The organism is Streptomyces sp. NPDC087215, assembly GCF_044744885.1.
Taxonomy (GTDB): Bacteria; Actinomycetota; Actinomycetes; order Streptomycetales; family Streptomycetaceae; genus Streptomyces.
The window spans coordinates 45002-71383 of record NZ_JBIUZD010000016.1 but is presented as its reverse complement, the minus strand read 5'-3'; the positions used below and the strand labels follow the sequence as shown (position 1 = coordinate 71383).

General features: G+C 73.9%; 22 protein-coding genes and 1 pseudogene. 15 read left to right on the top strand and 8 right to left on the bottom strand.

From position 1 onward, the window contains the following. The first annotated feature begins 139 nt into the window (after positions 1–139). The 10 genes from ACIO92_RS29370 (at position 140) to ACIO92_RS29325 (ending at position 14367) form a co-directional block, all read left to right on the top strand. Entirely contained in the window at positions 140–2467 is a 2328-nt protein-coding gene (locus ACIO92_RS29370) for a right-handed parallel beta-helix repeat-containing protein (protein ID WP_402059507.1), read from the top strand. Further along, positions 2464–3429 carry a hypothetical protein gene (locus ACIO92_RS29365; protein ID WP_402596793.1) on the top strand — a complete coding sequence of 322 codons (966 nt, stop codon included), beginning with the start codon at positions 2464–2466 and terminating at the stop codon, positions 3427–3429. The genes ACIO92_RS29370 and ACIO92_RS29365 overlap by 4 nt, the downstream gene beginning before the upstream one ends. A 113-nt stretch (positions 3430–3542) precedes the next feature. Beyond that, positions 3543–4802 carry a hypothetical protein gene (locus tag ACIO92_RS29360; RefSeq protein WP_402283465.1) on the top strand — a complete coding sequence of 420 codons (1260 nt, stop codon included), beginning with the start codon at positions 3543–3545 and terminating at the stop codon, positions 4800–4802. 47 nt (positions 4803–4849) lie between these two features. After that, positions 4850–5707 (top strand): TetR family transcriptional regulator, encoded by an 858-nt coding sequence (locus ACIO92_RS29355; protein WP_402283411.1) that lies wholly within the window; start codon positions 4850–4852, stop codon positions 5705–5707. Positions 5708–5842: 135 nt separating this feature from the next. Continuing rightward, the gene (locus ACIO92_RS29350) at positions 5843–8044 is read left to right on the top strand and encodes a molybdopterin-dependent oxidoreductase (RefSeq protein ID WP_366444101.1); all 2202 of its coding nucleotides are present in this window, start codon (positions 5843–5845) and stop codon (positions 8042–8044) included. 119 nt (positions 8045–8163) lie between these two features. After that, on the top strand, positions 8164–9687 hold the full coding sequence (locus ACIO92_RS29345; RefSeq protein ID WP_366444102.1) for a citrate:proton symporter: 1524 nt from the start codon (positions 8164–8166) through the stop codon (positions 9685–9687). A 244-nt stretch (positions 9688–9931) separates the two neighbouring features. Next, entirely contained in the window at positions 9932–10552 is a 621-nt protein-coding gene (locus ACIO92_RS29340; RefSeq protein WP_402283409.1) for a hypothetical protein, read from the top strand. Continuing rightward, complete coding sequence (locus tag ACIO92_RS29335) at positions 10539–11342, top strand: class F sortase (protein WP_401241001.1); 804 nt, start codon at positions 10539–10541, stop codon at positions 11340–11342. The genes ACIO92_RS29340 and ACIO92_RS29335 overlap by 14 nt, the downstream gene beginning before the upstream one ends. A gap of 513 nt (positions 11343–11855) precedes the next feature. Next, positions 11856–13247 carry an aldehyde dehydrogenase family protein gene (locus tag ACIO92_RS29330; protein ID WP_401241004.1) on the top strand — a complete coding sequence of 464 codons (1392 nt, stop codon included), beginning with the start codon at positions 11856–11858 and terminating at the stop codon, positions 13245–13247. 34 nt (positions 13248–13281) lie between these two features. Then, on the top strand, positions 13282–14367 hold the full coding sequence (locus ACIO92_RS29325) for a Zn-dependent alcohol dehydrogenase (protein ID WP_366444106.1): 1086 nt from the start codon (positions 13282–13284) through the stop codon (positions 14365–14367). Positions 14368–14482: 115 nt separating this feature from the next. Here ACIO92_RS29325 and ACIO92_RS29320 read toward each other — a convergent pair whose 3' ends face one another. The 4 genes and pseudogenes from ACIO92_RS29320 to ACIO92_RS29305 form a co-directional block, all read right to left on the bottom strand. Further along, entirely contained in the window at positions 14483–14989 is a 507-nt protein-coding gene (locus tag ACIO92_RS29320; protein WP_402283406.1) for a 2Fe-2S iron-sulfur cluster-binding protein, read from the bottom strand. A 214-nt stretch (positions 14990–15203) separates the two neighbouring features. Then, entirely contained in the window at positions 15204–16112 is a 909-nt protein-coding gene (locus ACIO92_RS29315; RefSeq protein ID WP_366444108.1) for a DMT family transporter, read from the bottom strand. Positions 16113–16321: 209 nt separating this feature from the next. After that, complete coding sequence (locus ACIO92_RS29310) at positions 16322–17017, bottom strand: winged helix-turn-helix domain-containing protein (RefSeq protein WP_366444109.1); 696 nt, start codon at positions 17015–17017, stop codon at positions 16322–16324. 267 nt (positions 17018–17284) lie between these two features. Continuing rightward, a pseudogene (locus ACIO92_RS29305) lies at positions 17285–17944 on the bottom strand (TetR/AcrR family transcriptional regulator); the annotation flags it as partial. Positions 17945–18011: 67 nt separating this feature from the next. Between ACIO92_RS29305 and ACIO92_RS29300 the strand changes: the two are divergent. The 3 genes from ACIO92_RS29300 (at position 18012) to ACIO92_RS29290 (ending at position 20283) form a co-directional block, all read left to right on the top strand. Beyond that, positions 18012–19163 (top strand): acyl-CoA dehydrogenase family protein, encoded by a 1152-nt coding sequence (locus ACIO92_RS29300; protein WP_366444110.1) that lies wholly within the window; start codon positions 18012–18014, stop codon positions 19161–19163. A 70-nt stretch (positions 19164–19233) separates the two neighbouring features. After that, complete coding sequence (locus tag ACIO92_RS29295; RefSeq protein WP_366444111.1) at positions 19234–19521, top strand: YiaA/YiaB family inner membrane protein; 288 nt, start codon at positions 19234–19236, stop codon at positions 19519–19521. 135 nt (positions 19522–19656) lie between these two features. Continuing rightward, complete coding sequence (locus ACIO92_RS29290; RefSeq protein ID WP_366444112.1) at positions 19657–20283, top strand: TetR/AcrR family transcriptional regulator; 627 nt, start codon at positions 19657–19659, stop codon at positions 20281–20283. On the opposite strand, the gene ACIO92_RS29285 is transcribed toward ACIO92_RS29290, so the two are convergent. Next, on the bottom strand, positions 20274–20735 hold the full coding sequence (locus tag ACIO92_RS29285; RefSeq protein ID WP_351788782.1) for a MaoC family dehydratase: 462 nt from the start codon (positions 20733–20735) through the stop codon (positions 20274–20276). The two genes, ACIO92_RS29290 and ACIO92_RS29285, sit on opposite strands and share 10 nt — an antisense overlap. Positions 20736–20869: 134 nt before the next feature. Between ACIO92_RS29285 and soxR the strand changes: the two genes are divergently transcribed. Together soxR and ACIO92_RS29275 are read left to right on the top strand one after the other, a co-directional pair. Next, a complete protein-coding gene (soxR, locus tag ACIO92_RS29280) occupies positions 20870–21346 on the top strand; it encodes a redox-sensitive transcriptional activator SoxR (protein ID WP_366444113.1) in 477 nt (158 codons plus the stop codon). Positions 21347–21553: 207 nt separating this feature from the next. Further along, the gene (locus ACIO92_RS29275) at positions 21554–22270 is read left to right on the top strand and encodes a chitinase (protein WP_402283402.1); all 717 of its coding nucleotides are present in this window, start codon (positions 21554–21556) and stop codon (positions 22268–22270) included. A gap of 337 nt (positions 22271–22607) precedes the next feature. Here the strand turns inward: ACIO92_RS29275 and ACIO92_RS29270 are convergent, their stop codons facing one another. The 3 genes from ACIO92_RS29270 to ACIO92_RS29260 all read right to left on the bottom strand — a co-directional run bounded on the left by ACIO92_RS29270 (position 22608) and on the right by ACIO92_RS29260 (position 26348). Beyond that, entirely contained in the window at positions 22608–23219 is a 612-nt protein-coding gene (locus ACIO92_RS29270; RefSeq protein ID WP_366444115.1) for a hypothetical protein, read from the bottom strand. A 306-nt stretch (positions 23220–23525) separates the two neighbouring features. Further along, positions 23526–24824 carry a serine-threonine protein kinase gene (locus tag ACIO92_RS29265; RefSeq protein ID WP_402283463.1) on the bottom strand — a complete coding sequence of 433 codons (1299 nt, stop codon included), beginning with the start codon at positions 24822–24824 and terminating at the stop codon, positions 23526–23528. Between the two features lie 180 nt (positions 24825–25004). Beyond that, entirely contained in the window at positions 25005–26348 is a 1344-nt protein-coding gene (locus ACIO92_RS29260) for an erythromycin esterase family protein (protein ID WP_402283400.1), read from the bottom strand. Positions 26349–26382: the final 34 nt, after the last annotated feature.

Sequence of the window (26382 nt, the reverse complement as noted above, 5' to 3'; positions counted from 1 at the left end):
CCTCCCGTCAACGGGGCGCCCCGCGAGGGCCGTCCGCCCGGATGCCCGCGCGGTCGGCGGAGCGCCCGGCGAAGGCCGTCCGTCCGGATGTCCGCACGAGGGGGTCAAAAAAGATGAACATTGCTCTACTCTCACGCGCATGTCCTGGACCCGAAGGTTCGTCCTCACGCTCTCGGCCGTGCTCGCGGCACTCGCCGCGACCCTGCTCGCCGCACCCGGGGCCCAGGCCCACGAGGAGCGGCCCGTCACCTTCCCCGACGGCTCCGGCAGTGTGCCGAAGCTCCGCACCGGAGAACCCGACCTCCTCGTCTGCAAGACCGACCGGACCGACTTCACCCGCCGCGTCTCCGGTTTCCCCACCACCCTCAGGACCCGCAACCTGGCCCTCTTCGAGCGCTGCGTCCGTGACGGCTACCGCCACCTCCAGCAGGCCGTCGACGCCGTCGACCGGCCCGGCCTCACCATCGCGATCCTCCCCGGGCTCTACGAGGAGGAGCCCTCGCAGCCCCCGCCCACCGGAGCCTGCGCCACCCTCAAGGCCCCCAAGTCCTCCCTCGGCTACCAGATCCTCAGCTACGAACAGCAGCTGCGGTGCCCGCACAACCAGAACCTCGTCGCCATCCTCGGCAAGAAGGACCTCCAGATCGAGGGCACCGGCGCCTCCCGGCTCGACGTCGTCATCGACGCCAAGTACCGCAAGCTCAACGCCCTGCGGGCCGACGGCACCGACGGCATCTACTTCCGCAACTTCACCGCCCAGCGCACCACCTTCAACTCGCTGTACGTCCTCGCCGCCGACGGCTTCGTCATCGACGACGTGCTCACGCGCTGGAACGACGAGTACGGCTTCCTCACCTTCGCCTCCGACCACGGCCTCTACAAGAACTGCGAGTCCTACGGAAACGGCGACTCCGGCATCTACCCCGGCTCGGCCTCGAACATCAACGACGGGCGCGGCTACGACGTCCCCCGCTACTCCATCGAGATCACCGGCTGCCGCAGCCACCACAACATGGTCGGCTACTCCGGCACCGCCGGAGACTCCGTCTGGGTCCACGACAACGAGTTCGACAACAACATGGGCGGCGCCTCCATGGACTCCGCCTTCCCCGGCCACCCCGGACTGCCCCAGAACCACGCCCGCTTCGAACGCAACCTGATCCACGACAACAACGCGAACTACTACCCGTACGTCGCCGACGGCACCTGCGCCAGACCGCCCGTCGACCGGGGCTACGAACAGGGCGTCGTCTGCCCCCAGATCTCCATGCCCCCCGGCACCGGCATCATCACCGCGGGCGGCAACTGGAACCTCTACGAGGACAACTGGATCTACGGCCACCAGCGCACCGCCTTCTTCCTCAACGCCGTCCCCGCCTTCATCCGGGGCGAGTCCGCCTGGGCCAAGCAGGCCGACACCTCCCACCGCAACCGTTACGCGGGCAACCGCCTCGGCGTCGACAGGGCGGGCGTCTCCCGCCCCAACCGCACCGACGTCTGGTGGGACGGCCAGGGCAGCGGCAACTGCTGGCAGACCGACACCGGCGCCACCACCCCCGGCGCCCTCCCCGGCTGCGGAGCCCGCCGGGGCGACGTCTCCGGCGACACCGACCGGCTCGTCGGCGAACCCGTCAAACTCGCCCAGCTCCTCGTCTGCGCCGACTACAACGTCCAGGCCCGCCGTCTCCCGGCCGGCTGCGACTGGTACGGCGCCCGGGGCGTCCAGCGCGTCGAGACCCAGCTCGCCCTCGCCAGCGCCCTCGTCCTCGCCCTGGCGGGCCTCGCCGTCTGGTGGCGCCGCCTCCGCGGCAGCCGCCCCGCCGCCGTCGCCTCCCTCCTCGGCCTCGCGGGCCTCGCCCTCGACGTGGCGGGCTCGACCCTCGCCCTCACGCCGACCGTCGTCCCCGCCCTCGCGCTGCTCCTCACCGGTGCCTGGTGGACCCTGCTCGGCCTCGCCCTCCGTCCCACCCGCCCCGTCTTCGCCTGGACCACCGTGGTCCTGGGCGCCCTCACCCTCCTCGACGCCTTCGACAAGGCGATCCTGATGGTCCCGGGCATCCCCCTGAGCCCGGCCTGGCTCCGTCTGCTCCTCGGCGTCATCTGGGTCCTCTGGGCCGTCGTGGCGGCGGGCGGGCGCAGCTCCGCCTCCCCGTCCCCGGAACCGCCGTCGCCCACGGGCCCCGGCGGAGCACGACCCGGTGAGGACACTGACGAGGGCGCAGGCGCAGGCGCTGGCGCGGTTGCCGCCGCCGGTGGCGGGGGCGTCGTCGGAGCCGGGGGCGGCTCACGCCCCGGCCCCGGCACCGGGGGCGCTTCGGTGTCCCGGCACAGCTCCGGCCTCGCGGACGGTCCCGGTACTGGCATGGGCATGGGCGCCAGCCCCGGCTCCACTTCCGGCCCCGGGTCCGGGTCCGTGCCCCCGACCGGCACCGCGCAGGCCCGGCCCGGCGAGGAGGGGACGGCGTGACCTTGATCCGCAACCCCATCCGCACCGCAGCCCGTACAGCCGTCCGCAACCCCGTCCGTGCCGCTGTCCGTACCCCTGTCCTCCCCACCACCGGAGGGGTCGCCCGCGGGTCCCTGGTGCGGCGGGCACCCGTGGCGCCCCGGGCGCTCGTCATGGGCGTCCTGGTCGCCGCCCTGGCCCTGGTGGGCTGCGGCGGCCGGGCCACCACCCACCACAAGCCGGGGACCAGCCACCAGGAGGCCACCGGAAGCAACGGCACCCTGCTCCCGGCCCGCGACGAGGGCGGACACCGGCTCCGGGAGCTGCCCGCGGCCGACGCGCCGACCGTCCGGGCCGAGACCGTCCCCGACAGCGAGGGCGGCTGGAACGTCCACCTCACGGTGGAGAGGTTCCGCTTCACCCCCGAGAGCACCGGCGGCGGGGCCCTCCCGGGCCGCGGCCATGCCCGTCTGCTGGTCGACGGCCGGGAGACCGGCCGCCTCTACGGCCCCTGGGGGTACGTGCCCCCGGGCGCCCACACCCTGACCGTCCGGCTCCACGCGGACGACCACACCGTCTGGGCCGTCGCCGGTGCCCCGGTCCAGACCACCCTGCGCCTGGGCGCCGCGCCCGCCGCGTCGGACCCCGGCAAGCCCCCGGCCGCCACCCCCGGCTCCACCACCTCGGGGACCCCGCGCCCCACCGCCGCCACACCCGACCCCGGCCGGACCGTCACCCTCACCGTCACCGGCAAGACCGTCTCACCACCTCCGTCCCGCATCGAACTGAAGAAGGGCGACCGCCTCACCCTCCGGGTCACCGCCGACCGCGCCGACACCGTCCACGTACACGGCTACGACCGCGAACTGACCCTCGCCCCCGGCACACCCGCGACCCTCACCCTCACCGTCGACCGCACCGGTCTCTTCGAGGTGGAGACCCACGAGTCCGGACTCGTGCTGACCCAACTCGTCGTCCGATGACCGGCCCCCTCGCCCAGGCCGCCCAGACCGCCCAAGCGGTCTGGGCCCCGGCCCCCGCGTCCGGCCTCACCGCCGGAACGCCCCTCGGCACCGGAACGCCCTTCAGCCCGGGGATCTCCCTCGCCCATGGCGTGGGCTCACAGCACGACCTCCCCCTCTCGCCGTTCTACGCCTACGCGGGCGCCTTCGCCGCGCTGCTCGTCTCCTTCCTCGCCCTCGGCCTGCTCTGGTCCACCTCCCGCTTCCGCGGCGACCTCGCGGGCCGCCCGCTCCCCGCCGCCCTCCAACGGGCCGCCGACGCCCCCACCACCCGCACCGCGCTCCGCCTCCTCGGCAGCGCCGCCGCTCTCGTCGTCCTCCTCCACCTCCTCCTCGGTCCCGACGACCCGGACCACAACCCCGCCCCCGGCGCCCTCTACGTCCTCCTCTGGGTCGGACTCGTCCCCGCCTCCCTCCTCCTCGGCCCCGTCTGGCGCCTCCTCAACCCCCTGCGCGCCCTCCACTCCCTCCGCCCGCCCCGAACGCCACGCCCCCTTCCCGCCGCCGTCGGCATCCGCCCGGCCGCCGCCGGGCTCCTCCTCTTCACCTGGCTCGAACTCGTCGCCCCCGACAACACCTCCTCCGTCACCCTCCTCGTCGCCCTCGCCGTCCACACCGGCGTGCAGCTCCTGGGCGCCGCCCGCTACGGCGACCGGTGGTTCGCCCATGCCGACCCCTTCGAGGTCTACTCCTCCCTTCTCGCCCGGCTCTCACCGCTCGGCCGCCGCACCGACGGCCGACTGGTCCTGCGCTCCCCCTTCCACGGTCTCGACGCCACCCCGCAGACCCCCGGACTCGTCGCCACCGTCTGCGTCCTCCTCGGCTCCACCGCCTACGACGGCCTCTCCGACAACCCCCGCTGGATCACCACCCTCCAGACCTCGCCCCTCGGCCCCACCCCCACCGCCACACTCGGCTTCCTCGCCGCCGTCGCCCTCGCCGCCGCCTGCTACGGACTCTGCGCGGGCGCCCTGCGTCTGATGCACCGCGCCGTCACCACCCCCCTCACCTCCTTCGCCCACTCGCTCCTGCCCATCGCCCTCGGCTATCTCGTCGCCCACTACTTCTCGCTCTTCGTCACCGAAGGACCACGCACAGTCATGATGGCAGGGGGCGCTGACAACGCCCTTCCACCCGCCCCGCTCCTGGGTCCCGCGGGCCTCGCCACGCTCCAGGTCTCCGCGATCGTCACCGGCCACGTCCTCGGCGTGATCGCCGCGCACGACCGGGCGGTCCGGCTGTTCCCGCCCGACCGTGCCGTCGCCGGTCAACTCCCGCTGTTCGTCCTGATGATCGCGTACACCCTCGGCGGCATCGGCCTGCTGATCGCCTGAGGGGCGGTCCTCGCCCGACCCCCGACCGGAGCGGCATCATGGTCCCCGTGCACCAGACGCGACCCCAGACCCCGCCCGCCCTCCGCCGCGCCCCCGTGCAGCAGCGCAGCGCCGAGCGGCTCGCCCGCATCCTCGACGCCTGCGCCGCGCTCCTCGACGAGACGGGCTACGAGCAGCTGAGCACCCGGGCCGTCGCGGGCCGCGCCGGGGTCCCCATCGGCTCCGTCTACCGCTTCTTCGGCAACAAGCGGGCGATGGTCGCCGCCCTGGCCCACCGCAACCTCGACGAGTACGCCCGGCGGGTCTCGCGCCGCCTCGCCGAGACCCCGGCCCTCGACGCGCACGGGGCCATCGACGGCGTACTCGACGAGTTCATCGCGATGAAGCGGACCGTCCCGGGCTTCGCCCTCGTCGACTTCGGCGTCCCCGCCTCCGCCCCCGGCGAGCACGCGGGCGAGCACGACGAGGGCCCCGGCGGGGGCGGCGACGCGGAGGGGGAGGGCGAGCGCGAGGGAGCCGGGGCGGAAGGCGCTGGCACCCGCGGGGGCGCCGGGACCGGAAGCGAAGGCGCCGGAAGCGAAGGCGCCGAGGACGCCGAAGCCGAAGGGGTCGCGGGCGAAGGTGCCGGGGGCGACAGGGCCGGAAGCGCCGGAACCGGAACCGCCCGAACCGGGGGCGAAGTCGACGACCCCAACCGGCTCGTCGCCGAGCGGATCTGCGTCCTGCTCGCCGCCCATCTGGACCGGCCCGCCGACACCGATCTGCGCCGGAAGGTCCTGGTCGGCGTCGAGACCGCCGACGCCCTCGTCCGGCTCGCCTTCCGCACCGATCCCGCCGGAGACCCCGCGCTCGTCGACGAGACCCGCCTGCTCCTCCACGCCTACCTGGCGCCCTCGCTGGCGTGACGCATCCGGAAGGCCCCCGGGTTCCGGGGTGCCTCCGAGGCGGACCCCGGGCCCCGCACGTTCCCTCACGCACCCCTCCCGTACGTGCCTACCGGTCGGTATGCTCGGCGCCACCCGACGCCCCAGGGAGCCGCCATGTCCACCGCCCTGCGCATCTGCCCCCTCTGCGAAGCGACCTGCGGACTCGCCCTCACCATCGAGGGAACCCGGGTGACCGGGGCCCGGGGCGACCGCGAGGACGTCCTCAGCCGCGGGTTCATCTGCCCGAAGGGCGCCGCGTTCCCCGAGATCGACGCCGATCCGGACCGGCTGCGCGGCCCGCTGGTCCGCACGGGCGGGCAGCTCAGGGAAGCCACCTGGACGGAGGCGTTCGACACGATCGCCGCCCGAATCCGTCCGCTGATCGAGGAGTACGGGCCGGATGCCGTGGGTATCGTCCTGGGCAACCCCAATGTGCACACCGTCGCCGGAGCCCTCTACCCGCCCCTGCTGATCGGCGCGCTGCGCACCCGCAACCTGTTCACGGCGTCCACGCTCGACCAGATGCCCAAGCACGTGTCCAGCGGTCTGCTGTTCGGTGACCCCTTCGCCGTCCCCGTGCCGGACCTCGACCGCACCGACCATCTGCTGATCCTCGGAGCCAACCCGCTGGACTCCAACGGCAGCCTGTGCACCGCCCCCGACTTCCCCGGCAGGCTCAAGGCCCTGCGCCGACGCGGCGGCACCCTCACCGTCGTCGACCCCCGGCGGACCCGCACCGCACGCCTCGCCGACCGGCACGTCGCCGTCCGCCCCGGCACCGACGCGCTCCTCCTCGCCGCCGTCGCCCACACCCTCTTCGAGGAGGGGCTCACCGGCCTCGGACCGCTCGCCGCCCAGGTGGAAGGGGTGGAGGAAGTCCGGGACGCGCTCAGGGAGTTCAGCCCCGAAGCGGTCGCCGGTGTCTGCGACGTGGACGCCGCCACCCTCCGCGCCCTCGCCCGGGAACTCGCCTCGGCGCCCACCGCCGCCGTCTACGGGCGGATGGGCAGCTCCACCGTCGAGTACGGCACCCTCGCCAACTGGCTCGTCGACGTGCTCAACATCCTCACCGGCAACCTCGACCGGCCCGGCGGCGCCCTCTTCCCGCTCTCCGCCACCGCACCCGCCCCGCGTCCCGCCGGACCCGGGAAGGGTTTCGTCCTCGGCCGCAGGCACAGCCGGGTCTCGCACCACCCCGAGGTCAAGGGCGAGTTGCCGCTCGTCGCCCTCGCCGAGGAGATCGAGACGCCCGGGGAGGGCCGCGTCCGCGCCCTGATCACTGTCGCCGCCAACCCCGTCCTGTCCGCCCCCGACGGCGACCGCCTCGACGCGGCCCTCGCCACCCTCGACCTCATGGTCGCCGTCGACCCCTACCTCAACGAGACCACCCGCCACGCCGACGTGCTGCTGCCGCCGCCCCCGCCGTCCCGCAGCGCCCACTTCGACTACGCGCTGAACGGCTTCGCCGTCCGCAACCAGGTCCGCTACACCCCGGCGGCCGTACCCCTGGAAGCGGACCGCATGGACGAGTGCGAGATCCACGCCCGGCTGATCCTCGCCGTGTCGGGCCTGCACGGCGCACCGCCGTCCGCCGTCGATGAACGGGCCGTCGAGACCACCCTCGCCAGGGCCGTGACCCAGGAGCACTCACCCGCCCACGGCGCCGACCCCCGGGAGTTCGCGGCCCGGCTCCACGGGGAGGACGGGCCCGAGCGCCGGCTCGACCTCATGCTCCGGCTCGGCCCGTACGGGCTCACCCTCGACGAGCTCCGGGCGCACCCGCACGGCCTGGACCTGGGCCCGCTGCGCCCGCGCCTCCCGCAGGTCCTCAGGACGCGGAGCGGCCGGATCGAGCTGTTCCCCGAGCCGATCGCCGCCGACCTGCCCCGGCTGCGGGCCGCGCTCCACGCCGTACCCGACCCGGGCACCCTCCGGCTGGTCGGGCGCCGCCACCTGCGCTCGAACAACAGCTGGCTGCACAACACCCCGGCGCTCGGCGGAGGTTCGAACCGGTGCACCCTCCAGGTGCATCCCGAGGACGCGGCCCGGCTGCGGCTGGTCGACGGCGGGCTCGCCCGGGTGAAGGGCGAGGGCGGCGAGCTGGAGGTCCCCGTGGAGATCAGCGACGGGGTGCGGCCGGGGGTCGTGAGCATCCCGCACGGCTGGGGCCACGACCGGCCCGGGACCCGGCTGTCCGTCGCGTCCGCGCGCCCCGGGGTCAACGTCAACCAGCTGCTCGACGGCTCCCGGATCGACCCCCTGTCGGGGACCGCCGTCCTGAACGGCTTCCCCGTGGAGCTATCACCCCTGCCTTGACCTGGGGTTTTGCTCGTATTGCTCACGCGTCAACATCTTGTTAACAACGGAAGCGGGCACCTACGGTCATCCGGACCGCCGCTCGGCGGCAGTTCAAGGGTGAACGTGAGGTGTCCTCCATGCTGACCGTCCTCGGCTTCGCCATGATCGCAACCTTCCTGGTTCTGATCATGATGAAAAAGATGTCGCCGATCGCAGCGCTCGTACTCATTCCCGCGATCTTCTGTGTCGCGGTCGGCCAGGGGGCCCAGCTCGGCGACTACGTGATCGAAGGGGTCGGCAAGCTGGCTCCGACGGCGGCGATGCTGATGTTCGCCATCGTCTACTTCGGCGTCATGATCGACGTCGGTCTCTTCGACCCGATCGTCCGGGGCATCCTGCGCTTCTGCAAGGCCGACCCGATGCGGGTCGTCGTCGGTACGGCGGTGCTCGCCGCGATCGTCTCGCTGGACGGCGACGGCTCCACCACCTTCATGATCACCGTCTCGGCGATGTATCCGCTCTACAAGCGGCTCGGGATGAGCCTGGTCGTCATGACCGGTGTCGCCGCGACCGCCAACGGCGTCATGAACACCCTGCCCTGGGGTGGCCCCACCGCTCGCGCGGCGACCGCGCTGAAGCTGGACGCCGGAGACATCTTCGTCCCGATGATCCCCGCGCTCGGCGTCGGCCTGCTCTTCGTCTTCGTCCTCGCGTACGTCCTCGGTCTGCGGGAGCGCAAGCGCGTCGGCTACCTCACGCTCGACGAGGCCCTCACGCCGGAGACCGAGACCGTGCTGGTCGGCGCGGGTGGCGGCGGCTCGGACACCTCCACGAAGTCGGGCAAGGCCGGGAAGTCCGGCAAGACGGGTGAGGCCGGGAAGTCGGCCGCCGGTTCCGGCGCTGCTTCCCCCTCGGGCGCCGCCGCCCACGGCTCCTCCGATTCCGGCTCCGCAGCCGCCTCCGATTCCGGCTCCGCCGGTCCCGCCGGTTCCGTCGCCGTCCTGGGTGGCGACGAGGGCTTCCAGGGGCTCGACCCGAACCGGCCGACGCTCCGCCCGAAGCTGTACTGGTTCAACGCCGGTCTGACCCTCGCGCTGCTCACCGCGATGATCCTCGAACTGATGCCGATCCCGGTCCTCTTCCTCCTCGGCGCCGCGCTCGCGCTCACCGTCAACTACCCGAAGATGAGCGAGCAGAGGGAGCGGATCGCCGCCCACGCGGAGAACGTCCTCAACGTCTCCGGCATGGTCTTCGCCGCCGCCGTCTTCACCGGTGTCCTCACCGGTACGGGCATGGTCAAGCACATGGCCGACTGGCTGGTCAACACCATCCCCGAGGGCATGGGCCCGCACATGGCGCTGGTCACCGGTCTGCTGAGCCTCCCCCTCACCTACTTCATGTCGAACGACGGCTTCTACTTCGGCGTGCTGCCGGTGCTCGCGGAGGCGGGCGCGGCCCACGGCGTCTCGCCCCTGGAGATCGCGCGGGCGTCGCTGGTCGGCCAGGCGCTGCACATGTCGAGCCCGCTGGTGCCCGCCGTGTACGTCCTCGTCGGCATGGCGAAGGTGGAGTTCGGCGACCACACCAGGTTCACCGTGAAGTGGGCCGCGCTGACCTCGCTGGTCGTCCTCGCGGCGGGCATGGTCTTCGGCATCATCTGATCCGGACCCGGATGCCGGGCCCCCGCCCGGCCCCGGAAGACCCAGGCCCCGGGAGGCCCCAGGTCCTGGAAGCACCCCGGCCCCGGAAGAACCCAGGCCCGCCCCTCCTCGGGGCGGGCCTGCGGCCGGACGGGCGACATCGGGGGGCGGTGCGGGCATGTTGCCACCCTCCGTGGTCATGTCATGACAGATAGTCCGATTATCGGATCATCCATCTGACTTTGCCCTTCCGGAGGACCCCCGCATGTCCCCTCGTACCGTCCGGCCCCTCGCCGCCACTGCCACCGCCACCGTGCTCGCCGTCGGCGGCCTCGCGCTGACCGGGGCGCAGACCGCGTCCGCCGCCCCCGGCGACAACGGCGACGTGAAGATCCACGCGGTCGGCACACCTTTCGGCGACTCGAAGGACGAGCCGAAGGTCTGCAGGTTCTACCTCGCGGCCTTCGACTTCGACACGCTCCAGCAGGTCAGCTGGGCGATCACCGCCCAGTCGTCCAGGGTCGCCGTCCCGCAGCTCAGCGGTCTCATCAACCTGGGCATCGGGACCGGACACACCGCCCCGCTGTCGCTGCCCGACGGGCAGTACAAGCTCGTCTGGACCTTCCTGGGCGAGACCGGGGCGGCCAAGCAGAAGGTCTTCAAGGTCGACTGCGCCACCAGCGGCTCTCCGACGACCGGCGGGAACGGCCCCGGCAAGCCCCCGCACGGCCCGGTCGGTGCGGGCGGCGGCGGCAGCGCGGAGCTCGCCGCCGATGGCGACTCCTCCCTCTTCGGGATCGGGACGGCCGTGGCCGCCGCTCTCGCCGGTACGACCGGACTGCTCCTGATCCGCCGCTCCCGCCGCCGCGACGATGGCGTCGCGTAGGCCCGCCCGGCTCTCGCGCCGACGGCGGCGCCTCTTCCGGCTCGCGAGGACCGTGACGGTGACGGTGGTCCTGGTGGGCGGAGGCGCCTGGTGGGCCGGGGGCGAGGAACCGGCCGAGCCGCAGCTCGCCGTCGGACCGGCGGCCCCCGGTCTGAACGCCGTGGCGGCCGGTGCGGCGACCGCGCTCGACCACAAGGCGAAGGCCAGGGAACACCTCGGGGTCCCGCCGCACGGCACGGACGGCGCGAAGGGCCCGAACGGCGTGCCCGCGCAACGGGCGAAGACCGTACCCCCGCCCCGTCCGGGACCCCCGCCCGCCCCGCTGGCGCGTTCGCGTCCCACCGCCGTCGCCGTCCCGGCCATCACCATCGAGGCACCGGTGGTCGAACTCGGCCTCGACGGTCAGGGGCGGCTCGCGACCCCTCCGGTCGACAACCCCCGGGCGGTCGGCTGGTACGCGAAGGGAGCGACACCGGGGGAGCGCGGGACCGCGGTCGTCGTCGGCCACCGGGACACCCGGACCGGCCCCGCCGTCTTCCTCAACCTGAACTCGCTCAGCCCCGGCAACACGGTCCGGATCGCCCGCGCCGACGGCCGGGTCGCCGTCTTCACGGTCGATCGCGTCCAGACGTACACCAAGGCCGAGTTCCCCGACAAGGAGGTCTACGGCTCCACCGGGCGCCCCGAACTGCGCCTGCTGACCTGCGGCGGATCCTTCGACCGCAGAACGGGCTACGAGGCGAACATCGTCGTCTTCGCCCATCTCACCGACATCGCCCAGAAGATCTGAAGCGGAAGGTCTGAAGCGGAAGGCCCGAGCCAGAAGGCCCGAGCCCGAGGCGCCGAACCGGCAGACCCGACCCCGGCAGACCCGACCCCGGAAGGGCCGAACCCCCAGGAGGCCGACCCCGCACCACGCGACCCGGTTCCGACGGATTCCAGCCGTTCCGTCGGCCCCTTCCCGCCGCGCCCGGCGGGCCGCGCCGTCCGGTGCGTGCCCGCCGGGCGCGGCCGTGTGCCCGCCGGAGGCGCACGGAGCCCCCGCGGGCCCGGGACCGAGAGCCCCCGCCGGACGTGGGCGGACCTCCGCCGGATGTGGGCGGACCTCCGCCGGACGGAGGACCGAGAGCCCCCACCGGGCGGGTGCGGCACTCCCGCCGGACGCGGGCGGGCCCCCGCGGGCGCGGCGCGAGCGGCCTCGGCGCATGAGACCGGGGGCACCCCCGAAGGCTCTGGCGCCCAAAAACTAACGGCGCTAGTTTGGGGCGACGACGGACCTGCCGGCAGTGTGAGGAGACAGCGGATGAAGGCGCACGACGCGATGTACATCGGCGGGGAGTGGCGTCCCGCCCTGGGCTCCGGCACCATCGCCGTGATCAATCCGGCGGACGAACAGGTCATCGGCCACGTCCCCGCCGGTACCGCCGAGGACGTCGACGCCGCCGTACGGGCCGCCCGCGCCGCGCTGCCCGGCTGGGCCGCGACCCCGCCCGCCGAGCGCGCGGCCCGGATCGCCGCCCTGCGGGACGCCCTCGTCGCCCGTGCGGAGGAGATCGCGGCCACCGTCACCGCCGAACTCGGTGCCCCGCCGCGGCTCGCCGCCGCCGTCCACACCGGACTGCCGATCGCGGTGGCGGGCTCGTACGCGGAACTCGCCGCCACCCACCCCTTCGAGGAATGGATCGGCAACTCCACCGTGTACGCCGAGCCGGTCGGCGTCGTCGGGGCCATCACCCCCTGGAACTACCCGCTCCACCAGATCGTCGCCAAGGTCGCCCCGGCCCTCGCCGCAGGCTGCACGACCGTCCTCAAGCCCGCCGAGGACACCCCGCTCACCGCCCAGCTCTTCGCCGAGGCGGTCCATGACGCGGGCCTGCCCGCCGGAGTCTTCAACCTGGTCACCGGGGTCGGCCCGGTCGCGGGACAGGCGCTCGCCGAGCACCCCGACGTGGACCTCGTCTCCTTCACGGGATCCACCGCCGTCGGCCGCCGCATCGGCGCCCTCGCGGGCGGCGCCGTCAAGCGCGTCGCCCTCGAACTCGGCGGCAAGTCCGCCAACGTGATCCTGCCGGGCGCCGATCTCGCCGAGGCCGTCGCCGCCGGAGTCGCCAACGTGATGTCCAACTCCGGCCAGACGTGCAGCGCCTGGACCCGGATGCTGATCCCCGCAGACCGGTACGAGGAGGCGGTGGCGCTCGCCGCCGAGGCCGCCGCCAAGTACGTCCCCGGCGAGCGCCTCGGCCCGCTGGTCAGCGCCAAGCAGCTGGAACGCGTCCGCGGCTACATCGAGAAGGGCCTCGAAGAGGGCGCCCGGCTGGTCGCGGGCGGCCCCGAGGCCCCCCGTGGGACCGGCTACTACGTCTCCCCGACCGTCCTCGCCGATGTCACCCCCGAGATGACCGTCGCCCAGGAGGAGATCTTCGGGCCGGTCGTCTCGCTCCTCCGCTACGAGGACGAGGAGGAGGCGCTCCGCATCGCCAACGGCACCGTCTACGGTCTCGCCGGAGCCGTCTGGGGCGAGCCCGGCGAGGCCGTCGCCTTCGCCCGCCGGATGGAGACCGGCCAGGTCGACATCAACGGGGGCCGGTTCAACCCCCTCGCACCCTTCGGCGGCTACAAGCAGTCCGGCGTCGGCCGGGAACTCGGCGCGCACGGCCTCGCCGAGTACCTTCAGACCAAGTCCCTCCAGTTCTGATCCCCCGGTCCCGGACGCAGAAGGAGCAACGAGCGTGATCCGCGCCGCAGTCCTGCCCGCCGTCGGCTCTCCCCTGGAGATCACCGGCATCGAGCTTCCCGAGCCCGGCCCCGGACAGGTCAGGGTCCGCCTCGCCGCCGCCGGGGTCTGCCACTCCGACCTCTCCCTGTCCGACGGCACCATGCGCGTCCCGGTCCCGGCCGTCCTCGGCCACGAGGGCTCCGGCACGGTCGTCTCCGTCGGCGAGGGCGTCGCACACGTCGCTCCCGGCGACGGGGTCGTCCTCAACTGGGCCCCTTCCTGCGGCCGTTGCCACGCCTGCTCGCTCGGCGAGGTCTGGCTCTGCGCCGAGGCCCTGACCGGAGCGGGGAACATCCACGCCCACACGGCCGAGGGCACCGCGCTGCACCCCGGCCTCAACGTCGGCGCCTTCGCGGAGGAGACCGTCGTCCCGGCGGGCTGTGTCCTGCCGCTGCCCGAAGGAGTGCCGCTCGCCGAAGCCGCGCTGCTCGGCTGCGCCGTGCTCACCGGCTGGGGCGCGGTCCACCACTCCGCGCGGGTGAGGGCGGGCGAGACCGTCGCGGTGTTCGGCGTCGGCGGGGTGGGCCTCGCCGCTCTCCAGGCGGCCCGGATCGCGGGCGCCGGGACGATCGTCGCCGTGGACGTCTCCCCGCAGAAGGAGGCGCTGGCCCGAGCGGCGGGCGCGACCGAGTACGTCGTCGCCTCCGGCACCACCGCCCGGGAGATCCGGGCGCTGACCGGCGGCCACGGCGTCGACGTGGCGGTCGAGTGCGTCGGCCGTGCCGTCACCATCCGCACCGCCTGGGAATCCTCCCGGCGCGGCGGCCGGACCACGGTCGTCGGCATCGGAGGCAAGGACCAGCAGGTCACCTTCAACGCCCTGGAGATCTTCCACTGGGGCCGCACCCTCTCCGGCTGCGTCTACGGCAACGCGAACCCCGCCGAGGACCTGCCCGTGCTCGCCGGGCACATCAGGGCGGGACGGCTCGACCTCGGCGCCCTCGTGACCGAACGCATCACCCTGGACGGCATCCCCGGCGCCTTCGCCGACATGCTCGCGGGCAAGGGAGGACGGGCCCTGGTGGTCTTCCCCACCTGACGGACCGGCCCCGGGAGGAGCCCGTACCGCCCCAGGAGCACGGGAGCGGACCCGGCGCGCGGACGCGTGCGGGGAGCCCGTACCGGCCACCCCGCCGGTACGGGCTCCCCGCGTCTCACCCGTCCAGGACGAGGCGGGGACCGTGCGCACGGCCCACGCAGATCATCGTCGTCGTCCCCGAGACCCTCTCGTCCTCGCCGAGGACCGAGTCGTGGTGCGCGGGCGCCCCGGCGAGCACCTTCGTCTCACAGGTGCCGCACCAGCCCTCCTCACAGGAGGGCTGGTGCGGCACCCCGGGCACCGCCTCCCGCACCACGTCGAGGAGCGTCCGGCCGGGCTCCACCCGCAGGGTCAGCCCGCTCCGGCGCGGTTCCACCTCGAAGCCTTCCGGCCCCGCCGGACCCTCCCGCACGCAGGGGACGCCGGGCTCTCCGCACCCCCGTACCTCCGTCGCCAGGTCCGCCCTCGCCGCGAAGCGGAAGACCAGGGCTCCCGTGGTGAACCGCGCCTTGCCCGTGATCCGGGCTGGCGAGGCCCGCTCGTACCCCAGTCCGTCGAAGACCCGCGCGGCCGCCGACAGGATCTCCCGTCCCGTCCGCTCGGCCCGCTGCTGAATCGCCATGAGCTCCCCCGTCGGCTTGCGAGAAGGTGCCGGAGCGTCATGTTCCGGCCCGCGCCTGTGACCGCCTCGAAACCATCCGGCCGGGAGGCCGCGAAACGTGGACTCCCGGCGATCGGGCCGAAACTGGGGCTTGACGCGCTCCTCCCCTCCTGGCGAGGGACGCTTCCTCGCCACCGTACGGCGGCGAAGTGTCCGGAACCGGGGGTATGGCCTGTCAGGTGGATCCGGCCGTTCCGGCGTCCGGCGAGGACTTCGGGCGTGACCGGGAAACGGCCACGCCCGCCAGGCAGAGCGCGCCCCCGACAAGGGTCAGCGCTCCCGGCAGCTCCCCCAGGAACCCCCATGCCATCAGCACGACCAGAGCGGGTACGGCGTACGTCGTCGCGCCCATCCGTCCCGCGGTCGTACGGGCCAGGGCGTAGGCCCAGGTGGTGAACGCGAGAGCGGTCGGGAAGACCCCCAGGTAGACCATGTTCAGGGTCGCCGTCCAAGGGGCCGTCGCCGCCTCCCGGACCAGCTGTCCGGTGAACGGCAGACAGGCCACCGCGCCCACCAGACACCCGAACGCGGTCACCTGGAGCGCGCTGCCGTGCGCGAGGGCGGGCTTCTGCGCCACGACCCCGCCCGCGTACGCCACCGCGGCGAGCAGGCACAGCAGCACCCCGAGCGGCGAGGCGTGCCCGGCGGAACCGGACGTCGACAGGCCCACGGTCACCGCGCCCGCGAAGGACACCGCCATGCCCGCCAGCAGCCTGGGCGGCAGCGACTCCCGCAGGAAGCGGGCGCCGAGCAGGGCGATCAGGACCGGGCCGATGTTGACCACCATCGCCGCCGTGCCCGCGTCGACCTCCTGCTCACCCCAGTTGAGCGCCACCATGTACACCCCGAACCAGAGCAGCCCCGAGGTCACGATCCCCGGCCACGCGGCCCGGGGAGGGAGGCCCTCCCGGCGGATCAGGAGGAAGGCCCCGAGGACCAGGGCGCCGGTGAGCAGCCGCCCGAGCGCCAGCGCGCCGGGGGAGTAGGCGGTGCCCGCGCTGCGGATGGAGACGAAGGCGGACGCCCACAGGACGACGGTGACGCAGGCGGCGGCGACCGCCGGACGCGAGGTTGGCTTCTGCATGTCCCCGACGCTATGCGGCGGACGTTTCGGCGCCCGCCGCAATGTCGTACGGACACGGACACGGACACGGCCCCGGGCATCGACCCGGACCCGGACCCGGACCCGGGCACGGGTACAGGCGGAGTCGGCGCGGAGTTCCGGGCGGGGCCGCTGCCCGCCAGGGGGTCCGGGGTGACGTGCGGGCCCCGGGAGTGAGGTGCGGGCCCGCGTCAGCGCAGGGATTCCGGGGCGATGCCCAGGGACGCGTACAGCGCCTGCTCGCCCTCCTCGGTCACCCGTACGGCCCGCTCGGACCCGATCCGTACGCACCACCCGGCGTCGAGCGCGTGCGCGCACAGCGCGGCGCCCGCGAGCCCGGCCAGGTGCGGCCGCCGCTCGGTCCAGTCGAGGCAGCCGCGCGCGAGGGGCCTGCGACCCCGGCCCGTCAGCGGGACGCCGAGCCCGTCGTACCAGGCCAGACCACGGTCGGTGAGGGCGAACCCGGTGTCCTGGCGGAGGAGTCCGCGCCCGGTCATCGCCTCCGTGATCGTGATGCCGAGGCGCCCGGCGAGGTGGTCGTAACAGGTCCGGCCCCTGGCCATCGCCCGTCCGGCGTTCGCCGCGCGCAAGGAACGGGGCGGCGGGGGAACGGCCGGTTCGGAGCGGGCGGCGAGGTCCTCGACGAGGTGCGCGACCCCGGGGTCGGCGAGGCGGACGTACCGGTGACGGCCCTGGCGCTCCTCGGTGAGCACCCCGCCGCCGACCAGTCTGCCGAGGTGTTCGCTGGTGGTGGAGGGGGCCACGCCCGCGTGCCGGGCGAGTTCGCCCGCCGTCCAGGCCCGGCCGTCGAGGAGCGCGAGGAGGAACGCGGCACGGGTCTCGTCCGCGAAGAGCGCCGCGAGGGCGGCGAGGTCACTGGCAGCCATGCTCCCAGGCTGCCGCACTCACGCTTCGGCCGCCGCCGAAACGTCGGGACCGGAACCGTCGGGACCGGAACCGTCGGGACCGGAACCGTCGGGACCGGAATGGTCCGGAACCGAACCACCCGGAGCCGGAACACCTGCGGGGGGTCCGTCCGGCGCCGGAACATCCCGTACGGAACCGTCGTCCCCGGCACTCGCCCGCGCCGGACCCGCCGGTGCCGGACCCCCGCCCGCACCGGCGCTCCGCCCCGGACCGTCCGGAGCCGTGTCCGTGCCGTCCCGTCGTGTGCGCGGCTCCCGGGCCTCGTACTGGAGCCTGAGGCCGTCGAGCAGGGCCCGCAGGCCCGTGTCGAAGGCGCCCTGGTCCACCTTCTGGCGGTGTTCCGCGAGGAGGTGGGCCCGGCCGAGGTGGGGGTAGGACGCCGGGTCGTACGCCGTCTCGTCGTCGACGAACCCGCCCGCGAAGGAGCCGAGCGCGGAGCCGGTGACGAAGTACCGCATGAGCGCGCCGATCGAGGTGGCCTGGGCCGGTGGCCAGCCCGCCCGGACCATCGCGCCGAAGACCGCGTCGGCCACCCGCAGGCCCGCCGGGCGGCGGCCGGGCCCCCGGGCGAGCACCGGCACGATGTGGGGGTGGTCGGCCAGGGCGGCGCGGTAGGACACCGCCCAGTCGCGCAGTGCCGTCAGCCAGTCGCGCCCGTCGTCCTCGTCGAACATCGACAGATCGACCTTGGCGCTGACCGCGTCGGCGACCGCGTCGAGGATCTCGTCCTTGGTGCGGAAGTGGTTGTAGAGCGAGGGTCCGCTCACCCCGAGTCCGGCCGCGAGCCGCCGGGTGGAGAGCGCGGCGAGACCCTCCGCGTCCACCAGCGCGCCCGCCGTCTCGACGATGCGGTCTCGGCTGAGCAGGGGCTTGCGCGGTCGGGCCATGGCGCACATAGTAGGCCCGGACATCGAAAACTAGCAGTGGTAATTAACGGTGGGCGGGGTGGGCGCGGTGGATCTGGCACTCAGTGAGGAACAGGAGGCCGTGCGGCGGCTCGCCGAGGAGTTCGTCGCCCGCGAGATCGCCCCGCACGCCGTCGCCTGGGACCGTGCCGAGGAGGTCGACCGGGCGATCGTGCGGAAGCTCGGCGCGGTCGGCTTCCTCGGGCTCACCGTCCCCGAGGAGTACGGCGGTTCGGGCGGCGACCACCTCGCCTACTGCCTGGTGACCGAGGAGCTGGGGCGCGGCGACTCCTCCGTGCGCGGGATCGTCTCCGTCTCCCTCGGGCTGGTCGCCAAGACGATCGCGGCCTGGGGCGACGAGGCGCAGAAGCGCGCGTGGCTGCCCCGGCTCGCCTCCGGCGAGGCGCTCGGCTGCTTCGGTCTCACCGAACCCGGCACCGGCTCGGACGCGGGGAACCTCGCCACCCGCGCGGTCCGCGACGGCGGCGACTACGTCATCGACGGCACCAAGATGTTCATCACCAACGGCACCTGGGCCGATGTCGTCCTGCTCTTCGCGCGGACCGGGGCCGCCCCCGGCCACAAGGGCGTCTCCGCCTTCCTGGTCCCCACGGACACCCCGGGACTCACCCGCCGCCCGCTCCACGGCAAGCTCGGGCTGCGCGGCCAGGCCACCGCCGAGCTGGTCCTTGAGGGCGTCCGGGTCCCCGCCGCCGCGCTGCTCGGCCCCGAGGGGAAGGGCTTCTCCGTCGCCATGTCCGCCCTCGCCAAGGGGCGCATGTCGGTCGCGGCGGGCTGTGTCGGCATCGCGCAGGCGGCCCTCGACGCCGCGGTGCGGTACGCGGGGGAGCGCGAGCAGTTCGGCAAGCCCATCGCCTCGTACCAGCTGGTGCAGGAGCTGATCAGCGACATCTCCGTCGACGTGGCCGCGGCCCGGCTGCTGACCTGGCGGGTCGCCGATCTGATCGACCGGGGCCAGGACTTCGCCACCGCCGCCTCCCAGGCGAAGCTGTACGCCTCCGAGGCGGCCGTCCGCGCCGCGAACAACGCCCTCCAGGTGTTCGGCGGCTACGGGTACATCGACGAGTACCCGGTCGGGAAACTGCTGCGCGACGCCCGTGTGATGACCCTGTACGAGGGCACCAGCCAGATCCAGAAGCTCATCATCGGACGGGCCCTGACGGGCGTCTCGGCCTTCTGAGTACCGGGGGCGCCCGCCTGAGTAGCCGGACGGATATGACGCCCGCCGCATCCGCCCGATGCTGGACCGCATGAGCGACACACCGGTCAAGCAGCAGAACACCGCCGCCTACTACGCGCAGGCCGTCATCTCCTTCGGGATCGCCGTCGCGGCGGTGGCGATCGGCGTCTACCAGCTCGACGCGAGCGCCTGGGTGCGGGCCTTCCTCGCCGTCTCGGCCCTCTACCTCACGACCTCGGCGTTCACGCTCGCCAAGGTCGTCCGGGACCGGCAGGAGGCCGGGCAGATCGTCAGCCGGGTGGACCAGGCGCGCCTGGAGAAGCTCCTCGCGGAGCACGACCCCTTCCAGAAGCTCTGATCCACGGCCCCGCACGGAGACCCCGGCCCCGGGGAGGCCACCTTTGAAGTGCCCACTTCACGGACCGCCTCTAAGCGCTTGCTCAGGTTCGTTGTATGGTGTTCGTCCTGACGGGGTCCGAGAAGGAGCAGTGGGATGAGCACGGCGGAGCAGACGCCCGGGGGCGAGGACGTGCCCTGGGGCGAGGTCACGCCCGAGGCGGCCCGCCGGCTGCTCGTGGCCGCCGTCGAGGCCTTCGCCGAGCGCGGCTACCACGCCACCACCACCCGGGACATCGCGGGCCGCGCCGGGATGAGCCCCGCCGCGCTCTACATCCACTACAAGACGAAGGAAGAGCTGCTCCACCGGATCAGCCGGATCGGGCACGACAAGGCCCTGGAGATCCTCCGGGCCGCCGCGGACGGGGAGGGCACCGCCGCCGAGCGGCTCGCCGGTGCCGTCCGCTCCTTCGTCCGCTGGCACGCCGAGCGGCACGCCACCGCGCGGGTCGTCCAGTACGAGCTGGACGCCCTGGGCCCCGAACACCGCGCCGAGATCGTGGAACTGCGCCGGGAGTCCGACGCGGCGGTGCGCGGGATCATCGCCGAGGGCGTCGCGGCGGGCGAGTTCGACGTGCCGGACGTGCCCGGCACCACGGTCGCGGTGCTGTCGCTGTGCATCGACGTCTCCCGCTGGTTCACCACCCAGGGCCGCCGGACGCCCGACGAGGTCGGCGCGCTCTACGCCGACCTCGTGCTGCGGATGGTCGGCGGTCAGAAGTAGTAGCGCGAGACCGACTCGGCGACACAGACCGGCTTCTGCGCGCCCTCGCGCTCCACGGTCACCCGCGCCGTCACCTGGACGCCGCCGCCCGCCTCCGTGACCTCCGTCAGGACGGCGGTGGCGCGCAGCCGTGAGCCGACCGGCACCGGGGAGGGGAACCGCACCTTCTCGGTGCCGTAGTTGATGCCCATCCTCATGCCCTCCACGGACATCACCTGCGGGACGAGGGCGGGCAGCAGCGAGAGCGTCAGATAGCCGTGCGCGATGGTCGCGCCGAACGGTCCCGCGGCGGCCCGCTCCGGGTCCACGTGGATCCACTGGTGGTCGCCGGTGGCCTCGGCGAAGAGGTCGATGCGCTTCTGGTCGATCTCCAGCCAGTCGCTGTGGCCCAGTTGCTCGCCGACCCCCGCGCGCAGCTCCTCGGCGGAGGTGAAGATCCTCGGCTCAGCCATGTCCCTGCTCCCTCTCGTACCTCGCGTACCGCCCTCCCGGCTCCCCGGGGGCGGCTCCCGGTCGCGCTGTCCAAGCGCTTGCTCAGCATGTGGGGCACGGGATGCGGTGTCAACGGACCAGTAGGGTGCACCGGGTGCCGCAGATTCCAGAGAAGATCCACGAGCTCACGGTCGGCCAGCTCTCCGCCCGCAGCGGGGCGGCCGTCTCCGCCCTCCACTTCTACGAGGCGAAGGGGCTCATCAACAGCCGCCGCACCTCGGGCAACCAGCGCCGCTACGGCCGCGACACCCTCCGCAGGGTCGCCTTCGTACGGGCCGCGCAGCGGGTCGGCATCCCGCTCGCCACGATCCGTGACGCGCTCGCCCGGCTCCCCGAGGAGCGCACCCCCACCAACGAGGACTGGGCCCGGCTCTCCGTCGCTTGGCGCGCCGAACTCGACGATCGCATCAAGCAGTTGGGGCGGCTCCGCGACCATCTGACGGACTGCATCGGCTGTGGCTGTCTGTCCCTGGAGACCTGCGTCCTGTCCAACCCCGGCGACGCCTTCGGCGAGCGGATGGCGGGTTCCCGCCTCTTCGGGGTCAGTCATCCCGCCCCGGAGGCTCCGTGAGTCCCGGAAGCCCCGGAGTCCCGGATTCGGGGAAGGGTCCGGACCGCTGAGGGGGAAGCGGTCTCTTCCTGCTCGATTAGCACAAATTGACACGAAAGAGTGCTTTTGTGGGATTTCGCGCGAGGGGTGCCGATTTGTCGATCATGATGGTGCGGTCGTCCCGCCCGAGCGCCGGCTCGCCCGTCCCGTCGATTCCCCGGGGAAACCATGAAGCTCTTCCGCACCCTTTCGACCGCGGCCTCGGCCGTTCTGCTCGGCTCCCTCTCCCTGGCGGGCCAGACGGCCCCGGCCGCCGCCGCCGGCTCCTTCGTGGTCAGCGAGGGCCAGTTCGACCAGATGTTCCCGAACCGGAACTCCTTCTACACCTACCAGGGACTGGTCGACGCCCTGGGCGCCTACCCGCAGTTCGCCGCCGCGGGCAGCGACGCCGTCCGCAAGCGGGAGGCCGCGGCGTTCCTCGCCAACGTCAGCCACGAGACGGGCGGGCTCCGCTACGTCGTCGAGCAGAACACCGCCAACTACCCGCACTACTGCGACACCTCACAGCCGTACGGCTGTCCCGCCGGACAGTCCGCCTACTACGGTCGCGGGCCCCTCCAGCTGAGCTGGAACTTCAACTACAAGGCCGCGGGGGACTCCCTCGGCATCGACCTGCTGAACGACCCCTGGCAGGCGGAGAAGAACCCGGCCACCTCCTGGAAGACCGGTCTCTGGTTCTGGAACACCCAGTCCGGAGCAGGATCGATGACCCCGCACAACGCCATCGTCGACGGCAAGGGCTTCGGCCAGACCATCCGCAGCATCAACGGTGCCCTGGAGTGCGACGGGAAGAACCCGGACGAGCGCAACGACCGCATCGACCTGTACCGGCAGTTCGTCGGCGTCCTGGGCACCGACGTCGGCGGCGGTGACATCTCCTGCTGACGAGCGGCTCCTCGGACCTCCCCGGACCTCCCCGGACCTCCCCGGACCTCCCCGGACTCTCCCGGGGCGGCCCCGACCAGCTCCGCGTCCGCCGCCCGCATCCGCACCCCGCGCCGACCGCCGTACGGACCCGGTCGAGCAGGGGTCGAGCGCGCGGGGTGGGAGCGACGGGGGCACCCCGGTACGTACGGGCGTACGGCCGCGTTTTCCCGCTCCGGCCGTGATCGACCGCGCCGCCGCCCCGGCGGGCGCCTCGACGGCCTCGGCACGGTGGGCGGGTCCCCCGTTCCCCCGTGCCCCGTCCGGACGGACCTGGAGCGGCGCGTCACCGCCCGGTTCACGCGGCGGAGGCCAGCGTGTGGTCCCGCCTCCTGGCCCGTGCCAGCGCTCCCGGCGTCAGCACCGCGCGGGGCACGTCCACCCCGCAGTCCCCGCACACCGGGCCCAGCCTCGGCTCGTACGGGTCACCGGGGGCGGCCCAGGCGACGCGGGGCCCCGCGCACACCGGACAGTCCTCGCCCGGCTCGCCCTCCAGGGCGGTGACGAGCCGCCGCAGCACCTCGGGCAGCGGGGCCGAGGGGTGCACGGACGGGTCGCCGCACCGGACCACCCCGTTGCCGCCCCAGACCCGCCGGTGCCAGTCGTCCAGGGCCCCGAGCCGCCGGAGCCCCTCCTGCTTCTCGCGCCGCCGCCGGGCGGCGAACCCCTCCTCGTACGCGAGCCACACGGCCCGCGCCTCCTCCAGTTCGTCGAGCGCGGCCGTCAGCCGCCCAGGGTCGAGCTCCCGGTCCTCGGGACCGAACCCGTGCCTGCGGCACAAGTGGTCCCACGTGGCCCGGTGCCCGTACGGCGCGAACCGCTCCAGGCACTTGCGCAGGGAGTACCTGCGCAGCGCGGTGTCGCACCCCGGATCGCGCACCTGTCTCGCGAGACTCCGGAAACCGGCCATCTCCCGCCACCTCCGTCGCTGGTCCTTCCGCGGTATCAGAGGGACGAACGAGCGGCCCCGGGTGTTCCATCGGAATTCGGATGGCAGGCATCAGCGGGGCGGGAGAGGCCGAAAGCGACCACCGGAACCACGGCGTCCGGTGTGCTTCCGGCCCCGGCCCGACCCCGGCCCCGGCGCCCCGGCCCCGACTCCTTGACTCCGGGACCGGCCTGGCCCTGACTCCTGCCCCCGGCCTGGCTCCGGCCCCTGGCCCCTGTTCCCGATCCCCGATCCCCGACCCCGCTCCCGGCCGCCGACACCGACCCCCTACCGCCCCGCCCCCGCCGCCGACACCACCACCCGGGCCAGCTCCTCGTGACAGATGTCCGCGTGCGAGCGGACCACCTCCGCCGCGTCCACGCTCACGCACCCCGACCCCGGCACCCCCTCGCGCAGCACCCGCGCCAGCGTCCGCTCCGCCGTCCCCGGGACGGCCCGCACACCGTCGTGCCCGATCGCCCCCCAGCGCGGGTCGTCCACGCCCGCCAGCCGGGCGGCGCCGGAGAGGGCCGCGCCGGGCACCCCGGCGGCGGCTCCGGCGGCGACCCCGGCCGGGGAAGGGCCGGGCACCCCGACGGCGGCGGCCAGCGACGCGGACTCGTCCGCGAGCCGGGACGCCAGCGGATACATCACCCCCAGCGCCGTGTCGTGCCGCGAGTAGCAGGCCACCACCGGCCCCCGCACCCGCGACCGGACGTCCCACAGCGCGCCGGAGCGCCGGGGATCGTGCGGGAGCCGCTCCGCGAACGCGTAGTGGGAGAAGGCACCCTGGAGGAGCGTCACCGAGGCCACCGGCCGGGCCCCCGGCGGCAGCCCCTTCAGCGCGTACGCGACGAGCCGGGCGCCCATGCTGTGGCCGACGAGGTGCACCCGTAGTCCGGGCGCGGCGCGGGCCACCTCGCCGAGCAGCGGACCGAGCCCGAACTCGCCGACCCGGCCGGCCCGTTGCCGCATCAGGTAGTACGTGGTCTGCCGCAGCGCCTCCCGCGCGCCCCGCCAGTACGCCCCGAGGTCCACCCGGAGACCCTCCGGCGCCCGGCCCGTCCCGCCCCGCCCGCACGCGTCGAGCGCGGCGGTGAACAGCGCGCACGTCTCCACCGGATCCGCGAGCAGGAACTCGGGGACCCGTGCCGCGGGTCCGGCCGCGCCCTCCCCCGGCGGCACGTCCGCGAGTTCCCGCAGCAGCGCCCCGAACCGGGCGAACGCGGTCTCCTCCGGAGCCGCCGCCACCAGCAGGTCCGTGATCCGGTCGAGGACCTGCTCCTTCTCCGGCAGGACGGTCACCAGGGCCCGGTAGTCCGGGGCCGGTTCGCCGCTGAACATCATGGACGGCCAGATCAGACCCGCGTACCCCGCCTCCACGCCCGGCGCGAGCAGCTCGGGGAAGGGGGCGAAGAAGTCGGAGCAGAGCCGGGTGGCGCCGGACGGCGAGCTGTTCCACCCGTGCGCGAACACGATCAGGTCGCCGACCCCCTGCCGGGCGAGCGAGGCGAGGGCGCCGGCCTGCCCGGCGGGACCGTCACCCTCCTTGTCGAAGACGAGCTCCCGGTACGGCTCCACACTCATCCCGGTCACGGCCCGACCGTCCCTCCGCGTCGAGGGGGCCGTCGCGCCCGGTGCGCGCGGTGCGCGGGCGGCGGCTTCCCCGGCGAGCATTCCCGTGCCGGGCCCCGGTCAGACCTGGACGGTGTCCGGAAATCGCCGCCGGAGCCGGAAGGCGCGTCGGGAGGTGGTGGCGGGCCCGCCTCACCGCAGTCGCGCCGCCGTGACCCGGGGGAAGTGGACCAGGAGGTCGTACGAGGTGGCGAGCCGGACCGGGACGAGGTCGCCGGGCCAGGGGTACGCGGTGCCGATGTTCCGGGTCGGCCGGTGGACGCCGAGCCAGTCGCGCGCCGCCGGGCCCGCGCGCCGCAGGTCCAGGTAGAAGGCGCCGGGCGAGACGCGGTCCAGGACGGCGGAGGTGCTGTCCGGTCCCAGCGGGCCGACGGTGAAGGACCGGAGGGGTTCGCCGGGGACCCCGATCTCGTGCGCGTTGAAGGAGCCCTGTCCGAAGGAGGCGCCGACGCTGACGTAGTCGTCGCCGAGGGCGTCCCTGAGGAAGGCGCCCTGGAGCCTCGGGTACTGCTCCGGCGAGGTGGTCTCGTAGCCGACGTGCCCGTTGTGCGCGGAGAGCACCATGCGGTCGCCGGTCCGCCGCTGCCACCAGACGGTGTTCTCGGCCATGGTCCGGTCCCGGTAGAGCATCGCCGCCGCGATCCCCTCGTCGGTCCCGAAGTCGTGCGCCATCTCGGTGCCCACCTGGGCGATGGCCCGCGCGTGCTGGACCGCCCAGGCGGCGGCCTCGCGCGCGCCGGGATCGGTGGCCGGGCGGTGGCGCTCCAGGAGAGCCAGGGCCCCGTTCACCTCGGCGGCCATCCGCCGCCGTTCCGGAAGGGGCCTCGCCATGTACCCCTTCATCCAGCTCTCGACGCTCCCGGTGGGCCGCGAGGCCCGGTACAGCTCCCGGAGCCGGGGGAGGAGCGCCGGATCGGTACGGGCCACGTGGGAGGTCACGGCGTCGAAGAGGTTCGGGCCCGCGTACCCCAGGTCGTTGCCCATGAAGCGGACCTGGTGCCCGGGGTGGAGCTGGTTGTGCCGCCGCATCCAGCGGAACAGGTCGAGGTACTCCTCGGTGTTCCACAGGCGGTACGACTCCTGGAACTCGTCCCGCATGATCGCCCGGATGTCACCCCGGCCGGTGCGCACCCATGTGTCGACGAGCAGTCCGGTGGACCAGTTGGCCTCCAGGGCGAAGGTGGTGAAGCCCCGTCGCTCCACCAGGTGTTCGAAGATCCGGTGCTTGGCGGTGAAGAACTCGGCCGAGCTGTGCGTGGCCTCGCCGACACCGACGACCCTGGCCGAGCCGATCATCCGGTCGAGGGGTGCCAGATCCGTGAACGGCACCGCTGTACGGGCGAGTTCGCGCGCGGGATCGGGACCGGCCGGGGGACCGGCCGCCCCGGCGGCGGGTGTCAGGGCGCCGAGGCAGGCGGCGACCAGCAGCCCGACGAGGGGGAGGCGTCGGCGGAGGGGGAGGGTGGTGGGCTTCATGGGACCAGCCTGGTCGGCGCACCGGCCGGGCGAC